Source organism: uncultured Comamonas sp. (assembly GCF_964277875.1).
Classification (GTDB): Bacteria; Pseudomonadota; Gammaproteobacteria; order Burkholderiales; family Burkholderiaceae_C; genus Comamonas; species Comamonas sediminis.
Window position 1 is genome coordinate 22,590 of the sequence record NZ_CAXYJV010000007.1, and the last position, 22,275, is coordinate 44,864.

20 protein-coding genes are annotated in these 22,275 nt (G+C 64.4%); 16 read left to right on the forward strand and 4 right to left on the reverse strand.

Translation table 11 applies throughout. The annotated features are described in order from the left end of the window. From ACHWUQ_RS03090 to ACHWUQ_RS03130, 9 genes are all read left to right on the forward strand, one after another. Positions 1-1,026 (forward strand): ABC transporter ATP-binding protein, encoded by a 1,026-nt coding sequence (locus ACHWUQ_RS03090; protein WP_394680318.1) that lies wholly within the window; start codon positions 1-3, stop codon positions 1,024-1,026. Between the two features lie 38 nt (positions 1,027-1,064). Then, positions 1,065-1,967, forward strand: coding sequence for an ABC transporter permease (locus ACHWUQ_RS03095; RefSeq protein WP_313330817.1), 903 nt, complete (start codon positions 1,065-1,067; stop codon positions 1,965-1,967). Between the two features lie 355 nt (positions 1,968-2,322). After that, positions 2,323-4,317, forward strand: a complete 1,995-nt coding sequence (locus tag ACHWUQ_RS03100; RefSeq protein ID WP_394680361.1) for a BCCT family transporter — start codon at positions 2,323-2,325, stop codon at positions 4,315-4,317. Between the two features lie 357 nt (positions 4,318-4,674). Next, a complete protein-coding gene (locus ACHWUQ_RS03105) occupies positions 4,675-6,288 on the forward strand; it encodes an amidohydrolase (RefSeq protein WP_394680319.1) in 1,614 nt (537 codons plus the stop codon). 37 nt (positions 6,289-6,325) lie between these two features. Continuing rightward, positions 6,326-6,520, forward strand: coding sequence for a DUF2905 family protein (locus ACHWUQ_RS03110; protein ID WP_133855076.1), 195 nt, complete (start codon positions 6,326-6,328; stop codon positions 6,518-6,520). 158 nt (positions 6,521-6,678) lie between these two features. Beyond that, positions 6,679-7,704, forward strand: coding sequence for an ABC transporter ATP-binding protein (locus ACHWUQ_RS03115; RefSeq protein ID WP_394680320.1), 1,026 nt, complete (start codon positions 6,679-6,681; stop codon positions 7,702-7,704). Between the two features lie 86 nt (positions 7,705-7,790). Further along, complete coding sequence (locus ACHWUQ_RS03120) at positions 7,791-9,077, forward strand: ABC transporter substrate-binding protein (protein WP_394680362.1); 1,287 nt, start codon at positions 7,791-7,793, stop codon at positions 9,075-9,077. Between the two features lie 84 nt (positions 9,078-9,161). Then, positions 9,162-10,061, forward strand: a complete 900-nt coding sequence (locus ACHWUQ_RS03125) for a carbohydrate ABC transporter permease (protein WP_394680321.1) — start codon at positions 9,162-9,164, stop codon at positions 10,059-10,061. Then, entirely contained in the window at positions 10,058-10,891 is an 834-nt protein-coding gene (locus ACHWUQ_RS03130) for a carbohydrate ABC transporter permease (protein WP_312530281.1), read from the forward strand. Before ACHWUQ_RS03125 ends, ACHWUQ_RS03130 begins: the two co-directional genes overlap by 4 nt. 401 nt (positions 10,892-11,292) lie before the next feature. On the opposite strand, the gene ACHWUQ_RS03135 is transcribed toward ACHWUQ_RS03130, so the two are convergent. Further along, complete coding sequence (locus ACHWUQ_RS03135; protein ID WP_394680322.1) at positions 11,293-12,384, reverse strand: agmatine/peptidylarginine deiminase; 1,092 nt, start codon at positions 12,382-12,384, stop codon at positions 11,293-11,295. 179 nt (positions 12,385-12,563) lie between these two features. Between ACHWUQ_RS03135 and ACHWUQ_RS03140 the strand changes: the two genes are divergently transcribed. From ACHWUQ_RS03140 to ACHWUQ_RS03155, 4 genes are all read left to right on the forward strand, one after another. Beyond that, positions 12,564-13,454, forward strand: a complete 891-nt coding sequence (locus tag ACHWUQ_RS03140) for a LysR family transcriptional regulator (protein ID WP_394680323.1) — start codon at positions 12,564-12,566, stop codon at positions 13,452-13,454. A 66-nt stretch (positions 13,455-13,520) separates the two neighbouring features. Further along, complete coding sequence (locus ACHWUQ_RS03145) at positions 13,521-14,156, forward strand: TetR/AcrR family transcriptional regulator (protein WP_394680324.1); 636 nt, start codon at positions 13,521-13,523, stop codon at positions 14,154-14,156. Between the two features lie 41 nt (positions 14,157-14,197). Beyond that, entirely contained in the window at positions 14,198-14,398 is a 201-nt protein-coding gene (locus tag ACHWUQ_RS03150; protein ID WP_394680363.1) for a zinc-binding dehydrogenase, read from the forward strand. A gap of 36 nt (positions 14,399-14,434) precedes the next feature. Further along, complete coding sequence (locus ACHWUQ_RS03155) at positions 14,435-15,142, forward strand: SDR family oxidoreductase (protein WP_394680325.1); 708 nt, start codon at positions 14,435-14,437, stop codon at positions 15,140-15,142. A gap of 23 nt (positions 15,143-15,165) precedes the next feature. Here the strand turns inward: ACHWUQ_RS03155 and ACHWUQ_RS03160 are convergent, their stop codons facing one another. Both ACHWUQ_RS03160 and ACHWUQ_RS03165 read right to left on the reverse strand, forming a co-directional pair. Then, positions 15,166-15,684: an AAA family ATPase gene (locus ACHWUQ_RS03160; RefSeq protein ID WP_394680326.1), complete on the reverse strand. Its 519-nt coding sequence runs from the start codon at positions 15,682-15,684 to the stop codon at positions 15,166-15,168. 179 nt (positions 15,685-15,863) lie between these two features. Further along, positions 15,864-16,316 (reverse strand): GNAT family N-acetyltransferase, encoded by a 453-nt coding sequence (locus ACHWUQ_RS03165; RefSeq protein ID WP_394680327.1) that lies wholly within the window; start codon positions 16,314-16,316, stop codon positions 15,864-15,866. 120 nt (positions 16,317-16,436) lie between these two features. Here ACHWUQ_RS03165 and ACHWUQ_RS03170 point away from each other — a divergent pair, with 120 nt between their 5' ends. Both ACHWUQ_RS03170 and trxC read left to right on the forward strand, forming a co-directional pair. Then, on the forward strand, positions 16,437-17,303 hold the full coding sequence (locus ACHWUQ_RS03170) for an endonuclease/exonuclease/phosphatase family protein (protein WP_394680328.1): 867 nt from the start codon (positions 16,437-16,439) through the stop codon (positions 17,301-17,303). 68 nt (positions 17,304-17,371) lie between these two features. Continuing rightward, entirely contained in the window at positions 17,372-17,809 is a 438-nt protein-coding gene (gene trxC / locus ACHWUQ_RS03175) for a thioredoxin TrxC (protein WP_394680329.1), read from the forward strand. Between the two features lie 92 nt (positions 17,810-17,901). On the opposite strand, the gene ACHWUQ_RS03180 is transcribed toward trxC, so the two are convergent. Further along, positions 17,902-19,839 (reverse strand): PhoX family protein, encoded by a 1,938-nt coding sequence (locus ACHWUQ_RS03180; RefSeq protein ID WP_394680330.1) that lies wholly within the window; start codon positions 19,837-19,839, stop codon positions 17,902-17,904. A gap of 503 nt (positions 19,840-20,342) precedes the next feature. Here ACHWUQ_RS03180 and ACHWUQ_RS03185 point away from each other — a divergent pair. After that, a complete protein-coding gene (locus tag ACHWUQ_RS03185; RefSeq protein WP_239809599.1) occupies positions 20,343-22,265 on the forward strand; it encodes a PrkA family serine protein kinase in 1,923 nt (640 codons plus the stop codon). Positions 22,266-22,275 lie beyond the last annotated feature (10 nt).

Below are 22,275 nucleotides of genomic sequence, written 5' to 3' on the forward strand. Positions count from 1 at the left end.
ATGCGCTGGCCCCATGTCTTTGCGCAGGATGGCGATGTCGCCCTGTCACGGGGCAGCTGGCTGCGCAGCGCCGCCGAGCCCTATGCCAGTCTGGCGGAGGCCGAGCTGGCCGACCGCCTGGTCAGCCGTGCACACCCTGTCCCCTCGACAGCGCACAGCCAGGCCTTGCCCAGCCACGCCGTGAAAGCGGGCGCAGCCTTGCTGGAGGTGGACCAGGTCAGCATCGACTACGTGACGGAAGAGCGCATGCTGCGCGCCACCCACCAGGTAAGCCTGCAGGTGCATGCCGCCGAGCGCTTTGTGCTGCTGGGGGCCTCGGGCTGCGGCAAGTCGACCTTGCTCAAGGCCATGGCGGGTTTTGTGCCGGTCAGCGAAGGGGAGATCCGCCTGGGCGGCAGTCCTGTGCAAGGCCCGGGTCCGGACCGCGTGATGGTGTTCCAGGAGTTTGACCAGCTGCCACCGTGGAAGACCGTGCGCGAGAACGTGATGTTTCCGCTGCTCGCCTCGCGCCGCACCAGCAAGGCCGAGGCGCGCGAGCGCGCCGACCTCTACCTGGACAAGGTGGGGCTGGGCCGATTTGCCGATGTGCACCCGCACCAGCTGTCAGGCGGCATGAAGCAGCGCGTGGCCATTGCCCGTGCGCTGGCGATGCACCCGCAGGTGCTGCTGATGGACGAGCCCTTTGCCGCACTGGATGCGTTGACCAGAAGGCGCATGCAGGAGGAGCTGATGGCGCTGTGGGACGAGTTGCGCTTTACCCTCGTGTTTGTCACCCATTCGATCGAGGAGGCGCTCGTCGTGGGTAGCCGCGTCGCCATTCTGTCGCCACACCCCGGGCGTCTGCGGGCAGAAATCAATGCCCATGCCTTTGGCCTGGCCAGCGGCGGCAGTGCCGAGTTTGAAGCCGCGCACCAGCGCATCCACCGGCTGTTGTTCGACGAAGACCGGGCGGGCGGCCCCAGCACAGAAACCGCCAGTGCCAGCCCGCAACCAGCCCCAGCCCAGGCCTTGCGCCGCGTGGCTTGAGGCGACCAGCCGCAACCTGCCGCAACCAGGAGTTCCGCATGGCATCCACCCCCGTTTCTGCCTGGCCTGGCGCTGCCAAGGCCCAGGCCCCCGTGCGGCCCGAAGCCGAATACCCGCTGCCCGATGTACCGCAGCAGCTGACGGCGCGCCGTCTGCCGCTGGCCAAGCGCCTGCTGCAGCATCCGGCCTTGCGCAAGGCCATCATCCTGGTGGTGCTGGCCATCATCTGGGAGCTGGCTGCCCGCTGGCAGGACAACGACCTGCTGCTGCCCACCTTCAGCCAGACCGCTGCGACCTTGCTGCGCGACCTGGCCAATGGCGAGTTGCTGGGCAAGGCGGCGGTGTCGCTGGGCATCCTGCTGCAGGGCTACCTGCTGGGCGTGGCCGGGGCCCTGCTGCTGACCGTGCTGGCGGTTTCCAGCCAGTGGGGGCGCGATGTGCTGACCACCCTGACCAGCATGTTCAACCCCTTGCCCGCCATTGCGCTGCTGCCGTTGGCACTGCTCTGGCTGGGCCTGGGCCAGGCCAGCCTGCTGGCGGTGCTGGTGCATTCGGTGCTGTGGCCGCTGGCGCTAGCCACTTATGCGGGTTTCCAGGCCGTGCCCGAGACCTTGCGCATGGCTGGCCGCAATTACGGCCTGCGCGGCGCGCGCTATGTGTTGCAGATCCTCGTGCCTGCAGCGCTGCCGTCGATCCTGTCAGGGCTCAAGATTGGCTGGGCCTTTGCGTGGCGCACCCTGATTGCCGCCGAGCTGGTGTTCGGTGCATCCTCGGGCAAGGGCGGACTGGGCTGGTACATCTTCCAAAGCCGCAACGAGCTCTACACCGACCAGGTGTTTGCCGGGCTGGCGCTGGTGATCATCATCGGCTTGCTGGTCGAGACCCTGGGCTTCCACCAACTCGAACGGGTGACCGTCAAGCGCTGGGGTGTACAGCGCTGAGCAGCTAAGGGGGCTGCCTGGTCTGTGGCGTCAGCCCAACGCCGCCCCCCGTGCCAGCAGCGCTGCTGCTGTAAGACGGTGGCGATTGTTGAAGATTGGCTGATCTGCGGCATAGTATTTGCACAATCACTTATTGCATACTGATAGGTTTTGCAGTGCCTTGCCGTGCCCATGGGGGGCTGGAAGGCTTCTGCGGCGCGCCTGCGACGGACGGGGCGTGCTCCCAACGGGTATACCTATGACCAACTCTTCTCCCGATCCGGCGGTAGCGCCTGAGGCTGGCACCCCGCCAGGCCCGGGCGCACCTGCCTCAGGGCCTGCTGCGCCGGCGCCGCAGAGCAGCCAGCACTCGACCATGTCACTGCCGGTGGTGATACCGGCACTGCTGGTGCTTACCGCCTTGCTGCTCGTCTGCGTGCTCGCGCCCGATGCAGCGGACCGCCTGTTCTCTGGCGCGCAGCGCTGGGTGGTGGCCAGTTTTGACTGGTTCTATGTGATGGCGCTGAGCGCCTTCCTGCTGTTTTTGGTCGTGCTGGCCGCCAGCCGCTATGGCGATATCCGCCTGGGGCCCGATGATGCCAAGCCCGAGTTCAGCTTTGTCTCCTGGTCGTCGATGCTGTTTGCCGCCGGCATGGGCATTGGCCTGATGTACTTTGGCGTGGGCGAGCCGCTGCAGCATTTCCTCAATCCCGCCACGCAGGAGCCGGGCACGCCCGCCGCCGCCCGCGAGGCGATGGAGGCCACGTTCTTCCACTGGGGTTTCCATGCCTGGGCCGTCTACGGCACGATGGGCCTGGTGCTGGCCTATTTCGGCTTTCGCTACAACCTGCCGCTGACCATGCGCTCGGGTCTGTACCCGCTGCTGCGCGACCGCATCAACGGGCCCATCGGCCATGGCGTGGATGCGTTTGCCTTGGTCGGCACGATCGCCGGTATTGCGACGACGCTGGGCTATGGCGCACGCCAGATGGCTGCAGGTCTGCACACCCTGACGGGCTGGAACACCGACACCTCTGGGGTGCTGGTGACCATCATTGTGGTGGTGGTGACCTTGGCCAGCCTGTCGGCCCTGCTGGGCGTCGACAAAGGTGTGCGGCGCCTGAGCGAGTTCAACATGCTGCTGTCGGTGCTGCTGCTGAGCTTTGTCGTGATCGCCGGCCCCACGGCCCATATCTTCAAGGCCTTGAGTGAGAACATCGGCAACTACCTGCAGGGCCTGTTGGGCATGTCGCTGCGCACCTTTGCCTATGCGCCGTCGCGCGAAGAGGGCTGGTTTGGCGGCTGGACGATTCTGTACTGGGCCTGGTGGGTGAGCTGGTCGCCCTTTGTCGGCATGTTCATCGCCCGCATCTCGCGCGGCCGCACGGTGCGTGAGTTTGTCATCGGCGTGCTGCTGGTGCCCACCGCCTTCAACCTGCTGTGGATGACCGCGTTTGGCAACAGTGCGATCTGGACGGACACCCATGTCGCCGCCGGCGCGCTCGCGCAGACCGCGACCAATGTGGATGCCTTGCTGTTCCGCTTCTTCGAGTACCTGCCCTGGGTCAAACCGGTGTCGTGGCTGGCGGTGTTGCTGATCGGTGTGTTCTTCATCACGTCGGCCGACTCGGGCGCGCTGGTGGTCAACTCCATCGCTTCGCGCGGCAACAACGAATCGCCCGTGTGGCAACGCCTGTTCTGGTGTGTGCTGCTGGGCGTCACCTCGATCGTGCTGCTGCTCGCCGGCGGCTTGGGCGCGCTGCAGGCTGTCACACTGGTGGCCGCCTTGCCGGTGGCGGTAATCATGCTGGTGCTGTGCATCGGCCTGTGGCGCGGCATGGTCGCCGACCTGGCCCATTACTCCCCCGACCTGGCGCCTGCCACCAACTTCTGGAGCGGCCAGCACTGGCGCAAGCGCCTGGAGCAGATCGTGCACCAGCCGCTCAAGGCGGATGTGCAGCGCTTTTTGCGCGCCACCGTTTTGCCTGCGATGCATGAGGTGGCCGCCGAGATGCAAAAGCGCGGACTGCAGGCGCATGTGCATGAAAGCCTGGAGGGCGAGGGCGACAGCGAAGTACGCCTGGTGGTGCCGGTGGAGAAGCTGCGCGACTTTGTCTACGGCGTGCGTACGGTGCGCCGCGCGATACCCACCTTCACGGTGCGCGAGAGTGCGGGCAGCAAGGAGCGGCGTTATATGTACGAGCCCATTACCTTCTTTGAAGATGGGCGGTCGGGGTATGACGTGCAGTATTTGCGCAGCGAGGAGCTTATCGCCGATATTCTCCGCCAGTACGAGCGCTATCTCTCACTCAGCGCAGACAAGCGGACGCAACTCTTGAACCGAGCACCAGGACACACAGACCCGGTGTAAATGTTCTTCTCTGGCCACCTTTGGATGGCCTTTTTCTTGGCTATTTGTTGTGGGGTGACTGCTCTGGCGGCGCCTTCTTTGGCGGGGGCGTAGATAGTTCTCGTTTTGGGGTGGCGATATGGGCGCGCAGGCTTTGTTGCGGGGGCTTGCCATACAGGCGTATTGTCTGCGCCCCCGGCGTCGCGCCTGCGCGCCCATCTCGCCATTGAAGGTGGTGGTTCAAGGGCTGCGCTCGCTGCTTGGTTCGCTGTTGGGAGACCATACGGCGCTTGCGGTACAGCGGAGCGGGGCGGGTCTCCTTCCAATCGCGGACAATGGCGGCTTCTTTGCCGCCTTTGCTTTTTGCAGCTCCTTGTCATGTCCTCTTGTCTGTTCACCCACGCCCATGTTTTTACCGGCCGCAGCGAGAGCGATTTCGCGACGGCTTTTGTAGTGGAGGGTGGGGTGGTGCGCTGGGTGGGGCATGTGGGCGATGCGGCGCAGCCGGTGGCGGATCGGCAGGTGGATTTGCAGGGGCGGACGGTGGTGCCGGGGTTTGTGGATGTGCATACGCATCCCACGTTCTTGTCGCAGATCGTCGATGCGGTGCCTTGCACGGTGCCGCTGGTCGAAGACATTCCGGGCTTGATTGCGGCGCTGAAGCAGCACCCCAAGGCGGGGCTCGGGCCCAATGACTGGATTGAGGGCTGGGGCTATGACGAGTCCAAGCTGAAGGAAGGGCGCACGCCCACGCGCCATGACCTGGATCGGGTGTCGGCCACGCAGCCGGTCTATGTGGGCCGCTCCGATTGCCACTCGGGCATTTGCAACAGCCGTGCGCTGGCGCTGGCGGGCATTGGCAGGGACACGCCCGACCCCATTGGTGGCCACTTTGGCCGCGATGCCGATGGCACGCCCAATGGCGTGCTGACCGAGCTGGCGGCCAACAGTGTGGTGCAGCGGGCCAAGGCGGTGCTGGACTATCCTCAGGCCGTGGGCAGCCTGGCGCGCACCTCGCAGCGCTTCAGCGAGCGCGGCATCGTCGCGGTGACCGACATGATGGCCTTCACCCAGCCCTTCCACCACCTCGATGTCTACCGCGATGCTGCCCAAGCCGGCTTCAAGCAGCAGGCAGCGCTGTATTTTTCCTGGGAGCCTTGCAAGGGCGACCTGTTGGCAGGGCTGCAGGCCGCGCAAAAAAATGGCCGGGTCAAGATCGCTGGCATCAAGCTGTTTGCTGATGGCTCCATCTCCGGCAAGACGGCCTGGTGCAGCTGTGCCTACAAGCACACGGGCAGCCTGTTTGGCATGTCCTTGCTCAGCAGCGCGGCGCTGGCGCAGGCCTACGAATGGTCGGTGGCCAACGGCGCGCAGATGGCCGTGCATGCGATGGGCGATGCGGCCCTGCAGCTGGTGATCGACTTCTTTGCCGATAAAAAGCCCTGGCTGCCCGCCGGCGTGCCCTCCGTGCGGCTGGAGCATGCCACCTTGCTCAAGCCCGCGCAGATTGCGCAGATGAACGCCATGCCGATGCAGTGGGGCGTGGCCACGCAGATCATCTTCATGTTTGCCGAGTACGAGGCCTATACCGAAAACCTGGTGGCATCGGAGTTCGACCAGTCCTATGCGCTCAAGACCTTCTACGAGGAGATCGACCATATCGCGCTGTCGTCCGACGCGCCGGCCACCACCTGGGCCGATCCGGACAATGTCTTTGTCTCCATCCAGGCCGCCGTACAGCGCCGCGCCTACAACGGCGCCCCCATTGTGGACAGCCAGGCGCTGACCGTGCCGCAGGCCCTGCTGCTCTACACCGCACGCGCGGCCAGCCTGTCGCCGTTCGAGGGCCGGCTCGGCCAGATTGCCCCCGGCTTTGAAGCCAGCTTTGCGGTGCTGGACCGCGATATCTTCACGGTGCCCGTCGCCGACATTGGCAGCCTGCGCGTGCAGGAGACCTGGATTGCCGGCGAGCAGGTGTACTGCGCCGCATGATGAGCGCTCTGGCCCTTAACCCGATGGAGGTGCTGCGATGATCCGCTGGCTGATCGTGGTCTTCCTGGCACTGATACTGCTCAATGGCTTTGCGGCCCTGCTGCGCAAGCTGGGGCTGGGGCGGCTGCCGGGGGATTTTGAGATCCGGCTGTTTGGCCGGACCTTGTGGCTGCCGATTGCGACGACCGTGGTGCTGAGCCTGCTGGCGGCCGGGATTGCACGCTGGCTGTAAATAATTTCCCGTGGAGGTGCAGCGACGGTGCTGCGCCGCAGCATTGTCATGGTTGTAAGCGAATCCAGGGAGTGGATGCTTCGCTTTCGCTGGAGCGGCTTGTCAGCTAAGGGAAAGCTTGTAAACAAATTGTCATCCCGCTTTCATACACTGGCGCGATGTCAAGCATTGAGTTACGGCAGGTTGCCAAATCCTGGGGCAGCACCACAGCACTGCATTCGGTCGATCTGCAGATCGCGCCGGGCAGCTTTTGCGTGCTGCTCGGCCCTTCGGGCTGCGGCAAATCGACGACCCTGCGCATCATTGCCGGGCTGGAGACGGCCAGCGCCGGCCAGGTGCTGATTGGAGGGCGCGACGTGACGCAGCTGCCACCGGCGCAGCGCGGCATTGCGATGGTGTTCCAGAACTATGCGCTGTTTCCGCATCTGTCGGTGGCCGAGAATATTGGCTTTGGCCTGGCGGTACGCAAGGTGCCCAAGGCCGAGGCCGAAAAACGTTTGAAGGATGCGGCCGGGCTGCTGGGACTGGCGCACCTGCTGGACCGCAAGCCGGGCCAGCTCTCGGGTGGCCAGCAGCAGCGCGTGGCGCTGGGCCGGGCCCTGGTGGCGCAGGCCCATGTCTGCCTGATGGATGAGCCACTGTCGAACCTGGACGCCCAACTGCGCCAGGAGATGCGTGCCGAGCTGCGCGAGTTGCAGCAGCGCCTGGGGCTGACCGTTGTCTATGTCACCCATGACCAGACCGAAGCGATGAGCATGGCCGACCAGGTGGTGCTGCTGCACCAGGGCCGGGTCGAGCAATGCGCGACCCCGCGCGAGATGTACGCCCGCCCCGCCAGCACCTTTGCGGCACGCTTTATCGGCACACCGGCGATGAATTTGCTGCGGCTCAGCGATGGCGCGATTGCCGGCAGCCAGGTGCAGGTGCCGGCGCCGGCCGGTGCTGCGGCACTGGGCTTGCGGCCCGAGGCGGTGCAGTGCCTGGCAGCCGAAGGCGTAGATGCGCAGGTGATCGGCCTGGAATACCTGGGCGCCGATGTAGTGCTGCGCTGCGCGATTGGCAGCGAGCAGATCACGGTGCGCGCACCCGGCCAGCAGGCAGCGGCCGTGGGGCAGGCGCTGCGCCTGGCCTGGCGTGCGGAAGACATGCATTTCTTCGATGCCGATGGCCTGCGCATGGCCTGAGGCGACCCATTTTTCTTTGACTGGTCTGTTTGAGCAGCGCCTGCAGGCAGGCGCTCAACCCGAGGAGTGATTCCGTGCAACGCAATATGTTTTTGAAGACCCTGGCCGCATCGGCCGCCGCCATGCTCAGCCTGGGTGCGGGCCTCGCGCATGCGGCCGATCCGCTGGAAGTGCCTTTCTACTACCCCGTGGCCGTGGGCGGCCCGATCACCAAGGTGATCGACGGCTACGCCCATGACTTCAACAAGGCGCATCCGCAGTACAAGATCACGCCGATCTACGCGGGCACCTACCAGGAAACCATTGTCAAGGCGCTCACCGCCAACAAGTCGGGCAAGGCACCGGCCACCTCGGTGCTGCTGTCGACCGACATGTTCACGCTGATCGACGACGACGCCATCGTGCCGATCAACGACTTCGCGAACACCGATGCCGACAAGGCCTGGCTCAAGGGCTTCTACCCCGCCTTCATGGCCAACAGCCAGACGGGTGGCAAGACCTGGGGCGTGCCTTTCCAGCGCTCCACCGTGGTGATGTACTACAACAAGGACGCCTTCAAGGAGGCCGGCCTGGACCCGAACAAGGCCCCTGCCACCTGGAAGGAGCTGAGCGAGGCGGCCAGGAAGCTCACCAAGAAAGACGCCAGCGGCAATGTGACCCAGTACGGCATCCAGATCCCATCGACCGGATTTGCCTACTGGATGCTGCAAACCCTGACCACCCCCAATGATGTGTTGCTGGCCAACGAGGCGGGTACCAAGGTCAGCTTCGACAACCCCAAGGTGATCGAGGCGCTGGACTACTGGGTCAACCTGACCAAGGAAGGCGTGCACCCCAAGGGCGTGATCGAGTGGGGCACGACGCCGAAGGACTTTTTGGAAAAAAAGGCCGCGATCATCGTCACCACCACCGGCAACCTGACCAATATCAAGGCCAATGCCAAGTTCGATTTCGGGGTTGGCCAGATCGCCGGCCATGTGCGCAAGGGCGGCTCGCCCACCGGTGGCGGCAACTTCTACATCTTCAAGAAGGCACCCAAGGAGCAGCAGCAGGCCGCTTTCGAATTTGCCAAGTGGGTGACCCAGCCCGAGCGCGCTGCGCAGTGGAGCATGGACAGCGGCTATGTGGCCGTATCGCCTGCGGCCTATGACACGCCGGCGCTGAAGAAATACGGGCAGGAGTTCCCGCAGGCGCTGGTCGCCCGCGACCAGTTGCCCGTCTCGGTGGCCGAGTTCTCCACGCATGACAACCAGCGCGTGACCAAGGTGCTGAACGACGCGGTGCAGGCTGCGCTGAACGGCACCAAGACCTCGGCGCAGGCGATGAAGGATGCGCAGCGGGAGGCCGACCGCATCCTGCGCAGCTACCAGTAAAGCCGTAACCGGCGTGGCCCGCTTGCAGGCCATGCCGGGGCAGCGTGGGGGAACCATCCCGCCCCATTGAGAGACACCCAACGCATGAGCGCTTCTTCCTCGTCCATGGCCGGCAGCGGCCAGCGCAGCATCCACGCCTGGTTGCTGCTGCTGCCTGCGCTGGTGCTGCTGGTCGCCTTCACCCACTGGCCCGCAGTGGCGACCTTGATCGACAGCTTTTACTCCACCCCCAAGGGCGCGCGTGCCGCAGTGTGGGTGGGCATCGAGAACTACCAGGCCATGGCCGAGGACCCGGTGTTCTGGCAGGCGGTGCGCAACAACCTCTGGTTTGCGGCGGCCACGATTCCCGCCTCCATCGGCCTGGCGCTGCTGATGGCCGTCTGGGTGAACGAGCGCATCGCAGGCCGCACCTTTGTGCGCATGGCGTATTTCACGCCCACGGTGCTGCCGATGATTGCGGTGGCCAATATCTGGCTGTTCTTCTACACGCCGCAGTACGGCCTGCTGGAGCAGGTCACCGGCGCGCTGGGCCTGCCGTCGCACAACTGGCTGGGCAGCCCGTCCACCGCGCTGGGGGCGATCACCCTGGTGGCGGTGTGGAAGGAAGCCGGTTTTTTCATGATCTTCTACCTGGCAGCGCTGCAAACGCTCAACCCCAGCCTGAAGGAAGCAGCCGCGATCGAGGGTGCCTCGCGCTGGTACTTCTTCCGCCGGGTGCAGTGGCCGCTGCTGATGCCGACCACGGTGTTCGTGCTGGTCAATGCGGTGATCAATGCCTTCCGTCTGGTAGACCATGTGTTCATCCTGACCCGGGGCGGCCCGGACAATGCCACCACCTTGCTGCTCTACCACCTGTATGAGGTGGGCTTCAAGTTCTGGGACACGGCCTATGCAGCGGCCATTACCGTGGTGCTGGTGGTCGTACTGTCCAGCGTGGCGCTGTTCCAGTTTTTTGTGCTGGACAAGAAGGTGCACTACCAATGAGCCGCAGCCAAGCCCCTGCCGTCATCTACCGCCATACCTGGCTGGACACCGTTGCCGCCTGGCTGCTGGCGCTGTTGTGGATTCTGCCGCTGGCCTATGCGTTCTGGACGGCCTTCCACCCCAGCGACTACGCGATCCGCTTTGACCTGACGGCGCCCTGGACCCTGCAGAACTTCCGCAAGGCCTGGGATGCCGCACCGTTTGCGCGCTACTTTCTGAACACGAGCTTGCTGGTGGCTCTCATCCTGGCGGCGCAGTTGCTGCTGTCCACCTTGGCGGCCTTTGCGTTTGCGCGCTACCAGTTCCGGGGCAAGAACATCGCCTTTGCGCTGGTGCTGGTGCAGCTGATGATCATGCCCGACATCCTGCTGGTGGAGAACTACCAGACCATGGCCAGGCTCGGTCTGGTCGATACCTTGTTCGCGATTGGCCTGCCGTACTTTGCCTCGGCCTTTGCAATCTTCCTGCTGCGCCAGACCTTCATGGGCATCCCCAAAGAGCTGGACGAGGCCGCGCGTGTCGAAGGGGCCAGCACCTTGCAGATTCTCTGGCGCGTCTATGTGCCGCTGGCCCGGCCGGTCTACACCGCCTTTGCGCTGGTGTCGGTGAGCTTTCACTGGAACAATTTTCTCTGGCCGCTGATCATCACCAACAGCGTGGAATCGCGCCCGCTCACCGTCGGGCTGCAGGTGTTCTCCAGCGTGGAGCAGGGCGTGGACTGGTCCACCATCACCGCGGCGACTTTGATGACCTCGGCGCCGCTGCTGATCGGCTTCATCCTGTTCCAGCGCCAGTTTGTGCAGAGCTTTATGCGGGCAGGGATCAAGTAAGGCGGCGCTCTTGGGGGAAGTACGTTCCAGCGAGCCGTCAATGTCCGCAAAGGATCGGGCTGGCAAACGCCTGCCGGCCTGGGTGGCGCTGGCATCTGCGGCATTGCAGCTGGGGCGATAGGCCCCCGCTTCTGCCGAGAGCGCCGAGCGCATCCGCACAAGAACGCCGCGCCATCACGCCGCCTCCGTGGCGCGAGAACGCGGCGCTGAAATTTCTTGTCGCCCTACCTTCGCTGGCCGGTGCGGGCACCATCGCAGGCAGCCTGGGCGGCGCGCTGCTGCAAGCCGCTTGGGCGGTGCCGGGCTTTCGCGCCTGCAATGCGGTGGACGGCGAGGGCCATGTCTTCCCGCTGCGCGGCGATGCCCCGGCGCTGGTGTAGCCGGGGCAGGCGCGGTCCCACTCAGGCCGGCTGCTGCTGCGTGGTGCAGTGGATGCCGCCGCCGCCCGCCGCAATGGCATCGATATTGAGCTGCAAAATCTCGCGCCCGGGAAACTGCTCACGCAAGATGGCGCGGGCATTGCGATCAGCGCAGCTGTCGCCAAACTCGGGGCAGATCACCGCGCCATTGCAGACATAGAAGTTGATATAGCCGGCCGCAAAGTCCTTGTTCGCATATTGCGGCCTGATATTGTCGGGCCCCGGCATGCGCAGCACCTGCAAGCGGCGGCCACGCGCATCGGTCGCCTTGCGCAGGATAGCCAGGTGGCGCTCGGTGACGGCATGTTCCGGCGAGGACGTATCGTTGTCAAAACCGGCAACCACGACCCCGGGCGCGCAGAAGCGGACGTAGAAGTCGGTGTGGCCATCGGTGATGTCGAGGCCGGCAATGCCGGGCAGCCAGATGACCTTGTCGATGCCCAGCACCCTGTGCAGCTCCTGCTCGCACTGCGCCTTGCTGGCACCCGGGTTGCGGTTGGCATGGAGCACGCAGCTCTCGGTGATGATGGCGGTGCCCTGGCCGTCCACCTCAATGTCGCCGCCTTCCAGGACCAGGCTGCTTTTCAGCAGAGGCACCGCTGCCATACGGGCGACAAAGGCCGCGACCTGGGCATCGTTGCGGTGGGATTGCTTGCGGCCCCAGCCATTGAAGTTGAAATCGACCCCGGCGAGCCCGCCGCCTGCCTTCCTGACAAATACCGGGCCGGTGTCACGCATCCACAGGTCATCGATGTCTTGCACCAGCAACTGGACCTTGCTGCCGCACAGCCGCGCGGCCAGGTCGTAGTCTTGTGCGCTGACCAGCATCTGCACGGGCTCCAGCTGGGCAATGGTCTGTGCGATCAGCGCCAGGTTGGACTGTGCACCCGCCTTCAGCCGCCGGCCCCAGATCTTGTCACTGGCACCAAAGGCCATCCAGGTGGCTGTGTGGCGATCGCCTTCATCGGGCATGCGCCATGGGCTGTCTGCCGCAGACGCGTATTGCGCTGGCATGCCCACCGCGCCTCCGGTGACCAAGCCGGTGCCGGCCGAGAGAAATTGTCGTCGTTGCATGGTGTTGGCTTCCATGGGGGCGTGCGCGCCATTGCGCATTACATCTTGACCTGTCTTCATCACTTTTCCTGTGGCCTGTCTGGAGCTTTTGCCGAAGGTTCGGACCAGGTCGCATTGTGCAAGGCGGCAGCTATGAGATCAAATGATAAGATTTGCGCTGATTCATTAATATCTCTCATATGTCAGCGCCGCGTATTCCGTCGATGAAGCTGTTGATGGGCTTTGAGGCCGCTGCCCGGCTCGGTAGCTTTTCGCGTGCAGCGGAAGAGTTGCATGTGACCCAGTCTGCCATCAGCCACCAGGTGCAGCAGCTGGAAGAACAGCTGATGCAGCCCTTGTTTCGCCGCGCAGGGCGGGGCGTGGAGTTGACCGTTGCGGGCGAGGTACTGCTGCGCAGCGTGCAGCGCTCGCTCAGCGTGCTGCGCAGCGGCGTGGAACGCATTGGCACCTACCTCGATCCCGGCCTCGTGTCCCTGGTCTGCCCCGCGCCGCTGTTGCGCGGCTGGCTGCAGCCACGGCTGCCCAAGTTGCATGCGCTGCTGCCCGGGCTGAGCCTGGTGCTATCGGTCGATGAGAGCGCCCGCTTTGTCGATGAGATCGATGTCGATATCGCCATCAGCAACCGGCCGCTGTTGCAGCCGGGCTTGCAAGAACTGCCGATGCTGCAAGACGAATGGCTGCTGGTGGCCGATGCAGGTACAGCCCAGAAGCTGGGCCGTATTCCGCAGGCCCAGCAGCATCTGCATGCGGATGTGGTGTGCCTGGAAGAGAGCCTCACCGCAGAGGACACGGCGCCGCTTTTCCTGGGGCCGCTGGCAGCCTTTCGCAAGCGCGCCATTTACGACGATGTGCGGCTGGTGCTGGATGCCGTGTTGGCAGCGCAAGGTATCGCTTGCTTGCCCAGTCTGCTGGTGGAGGGCAGCGTGGCCAGCGGGCAGCTGCAGGTACTGCCGGGCTACCCGCGCTTGCCGGGCAGCACCTGGTGGCTGTCGGGTGTCTCAGGGCCTGCCCGCTCAGACATGGTGTCGCAAGTTTTCCAATGGTTGGGTGCACAAGGCACACCACGTTGACCGGATGCAGGATGTTGTCGGCTGCGCGGCATTCACCCTGCGGCACGCAGGGTCAGGGAATTATGCATGATGAGAATCATGCGAAATGACACTTCCAACACCCGGGCAGCTGCCAAGCAGGCGACACATGAGCGCATTGTGTCCGTCGCAGCGCGCGCCATCCGCCGCAGCGGCTATGGCGGTACGGGCGTGGCCGACATCATGAAAGAGGCCGGCCTGACGCATGGGGCCTTCTACGCGCATTTCGCCTCGCGCGAGGCGATGCTGGCCGAAGCTGCCGGTCTGGCGTGTGCAGAATCTGCTGCCGTGGTTGCCGATGTGGCTGCGCAGGCGGTCCCTGGCCAGACCTGGGAGGCCGTGCTCCGCGCCTATCTGTCCAAAGCCCATGTGGCGCATCCCGAGCAGGGCTGCCCGCTGGTCGCCTTGGGCTCCGAGACTGCACGCCAGGCCCCGGAAGTGCGCCGCGTGACCACCCAGCACATCAAGGCAATGGTGGACCTGATCGCCCGCCAATCGCCCGATTGGGGCCAGGCCCAGGCCCACGAGCGCGCGATGGTGAGCTTGTCCACGATGGTGGGCAGCCTGCTGCTGGCCCGTGCGGTGGACGACCCGGCGCTGGCGGACAGCTTGCGCGAAGCGGCGCTGAAGCAATTGCTGCCAGCCGATCGGGCAACGGAGCGCGAACCTGACAGCGGCGCCTAGCAGCGCGCTGCTTTTTTTTGATTTTTAATATGATGAGCATCATGCGAAATACGAATTGCAAGCGCTGGCGCTGGATCGGCATGGCAACAAGAGCTGGCCGCTGCTGGCAGCTGCGCGAGATCGCCGCGCTGATCGAGTCCGGCGCCATCCGTCCGTTGGTGGATCGTGTTTTCCCTTTCGGATGCACCCCGGAGGCATTGGCCTCTGTTGAGGCCGGTCATGCCGTCATCCAGCGCCAATGAGCGCTCTCTCACCCTCACAACCATGTGGAGATTTCCATGAAAATTGCTGAAGCTGTCGTTCTTGTCACCGGTGCCAACCGGGGCATTGGCCAGGCCTTTGTGGGCGAGTTGCTCGCCCGGGGTGCCCGCAAGGTCTATGCAGGCTCACGCGATCCCGCCCATATCAGCCCCCAGGCGGGGGTGCATCCGCTGCGGCTGGATGTCAACAACCCCGAAGATGTAGCGGCTGCGGTGGCGCAGGCGCCCGATGTGACCCTGGTCATCAACAACGCGGGCATTGCCCAGACAGGCGGATTCCTCGCCGAAGACAGCGAAGCGGTGGCAAGGCGCATGTTCGAGACCAATTTCTTTGCGGTGCTGCGCATGAGCAAGGCCTTTGCGCCGGTGCTGGCGGCCCATGGCGGTGGTGGCTTGCTCAATGTCTTGTCGATTGCTTCCTGGGTGAATGGCAGTGAGCTCGCCGCTTACTCGGCAAGCAAGTCTGCCGCCTGGTCGCTCACCAATGCGCTGCGCTACGAGCTGGCACCCCAGAAGACGCAGGTGCTGGGCCTGCACATGGCCTTTGTCGATACCGACCTGACCCGAGGGCTGGATGCCCCCAAGTCCAGCCCGGCCGATATCGTCAGCCGCACGCTCGATGCGCTGGAAGCCGGGCTGGACGAGGTACTGGCCGATGATTTGACGCAGCAAGTCAAACGCGGAATGACGGCGGACAGGCCCAGCTACCTGCCGCAGCGCGCCTGAGGCCTGGTGCTTGGCGGTGCGTATCAGCCGTGCAGCACCAGCTGAAAGCCCTCCGCCGCAGACGGTGCCACAAAGTGCTGGCTGATCAGGTCAAACTGCGCATCGCTGGTTTCAAACGGATGCTCGCCCGACGCATTGCGCGCCCGCAGGCGGCGCTTGCATTCGTCGTCGGGCAACTGCAGCCAGTGCAGCACATGCGGCGCCCCTGCTGCTTCAAAGATGCTGCGCGCCCAGGCGCGGGTGGCGGTGGTGTTGGACGGGAAATCCAGCACCACCGAAGTGCCGGCTTGCAGCAGCGACACGATATGGGGCTGCATCGCACCGCGCAGCCTGGCGGACAGCAGCACATAGTCCTGGATCGAGACCAGTGCATCCGGGTAGAGCTGGGCAAGCCAGGCATCTTCGCTGACCAGCACGGTGCGGGGCTGCGCCGCCAGCTGCCGGGCCAAGGTGGATTTGCCGGACGCGATCTTTCCGCAGAGCAGGTGCAGGGTGCCGCTAGGGCTACCGGCTGGGGTATCAGGCGCTTGGGTGGTGTTCATTCCATCTCCTTGAAGGGAACCCCAGAGACGGAAAACCCACCTCCAGGGTGGGTTGCATGCTTGCGTGGCCGCGCGCTATCCCACCGTCGGTTCGACGATGCGAATAATTCGGGGGGTGGTGCACAGAGCCATCAGCGCAATGTAGCAGAAGCCCGGCCAGCCTGCAGCGGTGTGCGGCGTCAATCGCGCCGCTTGGTCAGGCGAATATCGCCATCGCCGATATCGCTCTCGTTGCCCCAGCCCAGGTGGCGGTAGAGGCGCGCGGCGCGGCTGGTTTTGGCTGTTTCCAGCCAGGCCACTTCATGCTGCGCAAACAAGGCCTGCTCGCAGACCTGGCACAGGGCGCTGCCCATGCCCCGGCCTTCGTGGTTGCTGCGCACAAACAGCGCAGACAGGCAGGCGCTGTCCAGGTCCACCATCGCAAAGCCGGCGACTTCGCCTTCGGTCGTGGCGACCCAGGCGCAAGGCGCGCTGCGGATGGCCTCGGCAATGGAGTCGGGGGTTACGCCGACGGCGGCCAGCGCGTCACGGTTCAGGCGGTTCTCGGTGACGGCCAGGCGCACCTGGAACATGGCCGCGACATCGTCCACGGTAGCGGGGCGGATCTGAAAGGAATCTTGGTGCTTGGGCATCGTCCGACTATAGGGGCGCTCGGGCCTGGCTTGGGGCGCTGACACGAAAAACGCCTGGCCCCTGCTGCACAATGGCGGGCGATGGCGCCAGCGGGCGCGGCTATCCACAGAGTTTTCCACATGCAAATACTGACCTGGAATGTGCAATGGTGCTGCGGCCTCGATGGCCTGGTTGACCCGGCACGCATCGTGCGCCATGCGTTGGCGATGGGCGAGGACGCGGGCACGGGCGGCATCGATGTGCTTTGCCTGCAGGAGGTGGCTGTGGGCCACGGCGGGCTGGCGGGCGCACCGGGCGACCAGGTGGCGCAGCTGCAGGCACTGCTGCCGGGCTGGCAGCTGTTCTTTGCGGCCACCACCGATGGGGTGGATGCCAGCGGCCAGCGCCGCAGTTTTGGCAATGTGGTGGCCACCCGCCTGCCGGTGGCCGAGGTGGCGCAGCACCGCCTGCCCTGGCTGGCCGAGGCCGCTGTGGTCAGCATGCCCCGGGGTTGCCTGGTGGTGACGGTGCGCGACCCGGCCCTGGGCCTGGTGCGGGTGATGTGCACGCATCTGGAGTACCACAGTGCGCGCCAGCGCATGGCGCAGGTGCAGGCGCTGCGGGCAATCCATGCGGAGGCGCTGGCGCAGCTGCAGGCCCTGCCCGGTGCGGCAGCGGCGGCCACGCCTTACACCACGCCAGTGCACACCCCGCATGCGGTGTTGTGTGGCGATTTCAACATGCACGCCGGCGAGCCCGCCTATGCCGCGCTGGTTGCAGCGCAGACCGACGGATCCGCGCTGTGGCATGACAGCTGGCCCTTGCTGCATGGCAGTGCGCCGCAGCCGCCCACCTTCTGCCTGTTTGACCGCACCTGGGGGCCCGCGCCAGTGGCCTGCGATTTTGCGCTGGTCAGCGGCAGCCTGAGCAGCCATGTGCGGGCCTGGCACAGCGACAGCGCCACGCAGCTGTCCGACCACCAGCCGGTGCTGCTGACCCTGGCTTGAAATATGCGGCCTTGGCCTGCACCTGCGCCTCCTGGGTCTGCCTATGATGGGCAGCAGGAGAGTGCCCCATGACGGAAGACAGCTTGCACATCGTGTGCCCCCATTGCCATACCACCAACCGCGTGCAGCGCGCGCAGCTGGCCCAGCAGCCCGATTGCGGCAGCTGCCACCAGCCCTTGTTCACCGGCGAACCGGTCGCGCTGGATGCCGACAGCTTTGCCAAGCAGCTGGGGCGCAACCACATCCCTGTCGTCGTGGATTTCTGGGCGCCCTGGTGCGGCCCCTGCCTGCAGATGGCCCCCGGCTATGCACTGGCCGCCAAACAGCTGGAGCCCCGGCTGCGCTTTGCCAAGCTCGATACCGAGGCCTATCCGCATGTGGCCCAGCCCTTCAATATCCGCAGCATTCCGACCATGGTGGTGTTCAAGGGCGGGCAGGAGGCCGCACGCATCTCCGGCGCGATGCCGCCCGGTGAGATCGTGCGCTGGCTGCAATCGGTCTTGTAGTCGCGCAGGGCCATGAAAAATGCCATCCGTCCGGATGGCATCGTTGTCTGTAAAGCGCGTGCGCGCGTGGCCACGCGCACGCTGTGGGCAGATTACAGCTTCACGGCTTGCGGCTTGCCGGTCAGGTAGCCGACCGAGGCGCCAAACTTGTTCTTGTAGTTGGCGTTGATCAGTGGATCGAGCTGGTCCTTGATCTTGGCGTGCAGCGCGCTCCAGTCGCCCGGGTGCTGGAAGTTGCTCATGATGTAGGTCCAGCCGTTGGCCTCGTCCACAGCGTGCAGGCCGGTGGATTCGGCGCCCGCCGGGGTCGAGAGGATGCGCGACAGCTGCTTGGTGTCCGCGTTATAGGCCCACAGGAAGTTGTTCACGTGGTTGCCGCTGTCTTCGCCGATGAACAAGGTGCGCATCTTTTCGGAGAACTTCAGGTTGTCCGGGCTGGCGATCTTGTCGGGGTTGGAGGTGTTGCCCAGTGCGTCCGCGGCAATGTCCTCGCCCATCATCAGCATGTGCGACTGCTGTGGCACCCATTCGCTGTTGATGGTGGCGCCTTGGCGGTCCTTGATGCCGCCGCCCAGGTTGTGGGCCAGCACGCCGCCGGCCTTCACGGTCTTGGGGAAGGTCACGTTGTGCTTGGCATTCCAGGCCTTGTCACCGTTGATCATCGAGGTCTGGATATTGGCCAGTGCCGAGTAGGCGACCTTGTCCTTGATGTTGACGGTGGTGCCTTCCATCTTGGTGAAGGCCATCGAGCCGCCAACCAGGTTGGCGTAACGGTGGGTTTCCAGAAAGGCGGCCGCCTTTTCCATACCCGGCTTGAGCTTGAGCCAGGCGGCCTTGCCGTCCAGGAACACCGCGGTGTAGCTGGGGTCCTGTGGGTCGGCGGTCAGCGACTCCATGATGTCGGTCGGCTTGAGGCTGTTAGCGAGCGCTTCGATCTCGGCGCTGGTGGCATGGCCCAGGTGGATCCACTCCATCTTGGCGGTCGAGGTGTCGGTCAGCACATCGGTGTAATGCGCGACGTACAGGTTGCCGGCGGACAGGTCTTTTTCCTTGTCGGCCACGAACATGAACAGGCCGCCATTGGTGTAGTCATCGCCCATCAGCGCGGTGCGGTTGTCGGGCATCACATGGATCAGCTCGTGCGAGATGCGGCCCAGGCAGTAGTGCTTCTTGACCGTGCCGGTGCCGTCCTTGTTGACGGTGATCTCCGGCAGGTGGCCGTAGTGGTAAGGGTTGGCCGTGGTCTCGTTGCCGTACACATGCTTGCTGAAGGCCTTGAACTGGGCCGAGCTGGCAGCGGTGAACGCATCGGGCTCGTACTCTTCGCTGGACAGGTGGGTGTTCCACGGCGAGAGGCTGGCGCCGCAGGTGATCCACAGGCCGTGGGCCTTGGACATGTCGACGTTGTGGTACTTGACCAGGCTCAGCTTGCCCGTGTCCTGGTCCTGGTCCAGCGTCAGCACGGCGATCGGCGAAGGCAGGGTGCCGTAGGCATCGGCGCCGGACTGGTCCTTGGAGGTGTACTCGAACTGCACGACGGCAAACACGGGCTTGCCCTTGACGCCGTCCACCTTGGCGTCGGCGACCTGGATGATCGACGAGCCATCGGGGCAGTCGGAGAAGAACTGGCGCTCGCTGCCCGCCACCGATTTGTCGATGATCGGCTGGTTGTTGATGTCGTAGTAGCCGCCGGCCAGGATCTTGCCGCCCTTGCCGTCCGCCACCATGTCGCCGGTGACGAAGAACGATTCGTAGGCCAGCGCCACTTCGCGCTTGCTGTCGTCGGCGTACAGGATGGTCATCACGGCGCTGGTCGAGGTGGTGGCCATCGCTGCGGGGGTGGTCAGGTTGGGCGCTGCCATGTTGGAGAAGCTCACCGACTTGAACGCCGCCGTCGGGCCATCGTCGTCGCCACCCCCGCCGCAGGCGGTCAGCAGGCCTGCAGCCGACAGGGAGCTGGACAGAGGCAGCAATGGTGCGCTGCCCAGAAATTGCAAAAGACGGCGACGCGAGGTCAGCACTGCGCTCATATCGGTAACTCCGTGGGGTGTTATGTCGTGTTGGATGCACCACAGAGGCCCATGAGAGATCCGGGCGAACATGCTCTGTGGTGCGCACGGAGTATCGGCGGCGCCGATGGCAGGGGTGTGACGCGGGTGTGTCGTTTTTATGACGATAGGAGCGGGCCGTCTTGCCGCCTTCAGCCGCCAAGCGCCGCTGTGGCCTGCACGCATGGCGCGAGGCGGAGCGGCGCCGCTCGAGGGGAAGCCTGCCCTTTACGGGCCAGCGCAGGCAGTGGCCCCGTAACCAGAAATATTGCCTGCATTGTGGTCATCCGTGTGTAGGAAAAGTGATCTGGTCAAAGCGCCGCTAAGGTGCTAAAACCAAGTCACGATAACGGTTGCCTAGGGAGGTTCTGCAAAACCCTCGCCAAATGGTATGGATGCATTGCGGCCATGGCAGAGAGTTTTGCAGAGGGGTCCTAACAAGTTTGCGGCACGGTCAGCCCCTTGGGTGCCGCCACGGAGGTCGTATGGATGTCATCAGCAACTCTGCCGCCCGCTACGTTCGTCTGCGGGAGGAGGAAATGTCGCTCGACGAGTTTCTTGCGCTGTGCCAGCGTGACCCGATGGTCTATGAGGGGGCGGCCCACCGCATGCTGGCGGCCATCGGGGAGCCGGAGATGATCGACACCCGCAACGATCCGCATCTCTCGCGCCTGTTTGCGAACAAGGTAATCCGCCGCTACCCTGCATTTGCCGAGTTCTACGGCATGGAAGACTCCATCGAGCAGGTCGTGAGCTTTTTCCGCCATGCTGCCCAGGGCCTGGAAGAGCGCAAGCAGATCCTGTACCTGCTGGGCCCGGTGGGGGGCGGCAAGAGCTCGATCGCCGAGCGCCTGAAATACCTGATCCAGAAGGTGCCGTTCTATTCGCTCAAGGGCTCACCGGTCAATGAATCCCCGCTGGCGCTGTTCGATCCGATCGAGGACGGACCGGTCCTTGAAGAGCAGTTTGGCATTCCGCGCCGTTGCCTCAACCATGTGCTCTCACCCTGGGCTGTCAAGCGCCTCGATGAGTACGGCGGTGATATTCGGCAGTTCCGCGTCGTCAAGCGCTACCCCAGCATCTCGCGCCAGATCGGTATTGCCAAGACCGAGCCGGGTGACGAGAACAACCAGGACATTTCGAGCCTGGTCGGCAAGGTCGACATCCGCAAGCTGGAGAACTATGCCCAGGACGACACCGATGCCTACAGCTACTCGGGTGGCCTGTGCCTGGCCAACCAGGGCCTGCTGGAGTTTGTCGAAATGTTCAAGGCGCCGATCAAGGTGCTTCACCCGTTGCTGACGGCCACCCAGGAAGGCAACTACAAGGGCACTGAGGGCTTTGGCGCCATACCCTTCGACGGCATGGTGCTCGCCCACAGCAACGAGAGCGAGTGGAAGGCCTTCCGCAACAACCGCAACAACGAGGCCTTTCTCGACCGGGTCTACATCGTCAAGGTGCCGTATTGCCTGCGCGTGTCCGAGGAGGTGCGCATCTACGAAAAACTCATCCGCGAGTCCTCGCTGGCCAGCGCGGTCTGCGCGCCCGGCACCTTGAAGATGATGGCGCAGTTTGCGGTGCTCACCCGCCTCAAGGAGCCCGAGAACTCCAGCATCTTCAGCAAGATGCAGGTGTATGACGGCGAAAGCCTCAAGGACACCGACCCACGCGCGAAGAGCTACCAGGAGTACCGCGACTATGCTGGCGTGGACGAGGGCATGTCCGGCATCTCCACACGCTTTGCGTTCAAGATCCTGTCCAAGGTCTTCAATTACGACAGCACCGAGGTGGCAGCCAACCCGGTGCACCTGATGTATGTGCTGGAGCAGCAGATCGGGCGCGAGCAGTTCCCTGCAGATGTGGAGACGCGCTACACCAGCTACATCAAGGAGTACCTGTCGCCGCACTACGCCGAGTTCATCGGCAAGGAAATCCAGACCGCCTACCTGGAGAGCTACAGCGAGTACGGCCAGAACATCTTTGACCGCTATGTCACCTATGCCGACTACTGGATCCAGGACAGCGAGTACCGCGATACCGACACCGGCGAGGTGTTTGACCGCAATGCGCTCAACGCCGAGCTGGAGAAGGTTGAAAAGCCGGCCGGCATTGCCAATGCGAAGGATTTCCGCAACGAGATCGTCAACTTCGTGTTGCGTGCGCGTGCCAACAACCAGGGCAAGAACCCCAGCTGGACCAGCTACGAGAAACTGCGCCTGGTGATCGAGAAGAAGATGTTCTCCAACACCGAAGAGCTGTTGCCGGTCATCAGCTTCAATGCCAAGGCCAGCGCCGAGGATGCGCGCAAGCACGAGGACTTTGTCACCCGCATGGAAGCCAAGGGCTACACCCCCAAGCAGGTGCGCCTGCTGTGCGAGTGGTACCTGCGCGTGCGCAAGAGCAGCTGAAGCAGACCGA